Source organism: Paenibacillus sp. J53TS2 (assembly GCF_018403305.1).
GTDB classification, from domain to species: Bacteria; Bacillota; Bacilli; order Paenibacillales; family Paenibacillaceae; genus Fontibacillus; species Fontibacillus rhizolycopersici.
The window spans coordinates 1-347 of sequence record NZ_BOSK01000034.1 but is presented as its reverse complement, the minus strand read 5'-3'; the positions used below and the strand labels follow the sequence as shown (position 1 = coordinate 347).

1 rRNA gene is annotated in these 347 nt (G+C 53.9%); it reads right to left on the bottom strand.

The window, feature by feature from the left end:
- Positions 1 to 347: ribosomal RNA gene (locus KJS42_RS22960) — 23S ribosomal RNA — on the bottom strand; the annotation flags it as partial.

The following is a 347-nucleotide window of genomic DNA, read 5'->3' as shown; positions in this document are numbered from 1 at the left end:
CAACATCCTGGTTGTCTGTGCAACTCCACATCCTTTCCCACTTAACACACACTTGGGGACCTTAGCTGATGGTCTGGGCTGTTTCCCTTTTGACAATGGATCTTAGCACTCACTGTCTGACTCCCGGTTAATCAGTCTGTGGCATTCGGAGTTTGACTGAGCTTGGTAACCCTTGGCGGGCCCCGCACCCAATCAGTGCTCTACCTCCACGACTATCCCACCGAGGCTAGCCCTAAAGCTATTTCGGGGAGAACCAGCTATCTCCGAGTTCGATTGGAATTTCTCCGCTACCCCCACCTCATCCCCGCACTTTTCAACGTACGTGGGTTCGGGCCTCCAGTGCGTGT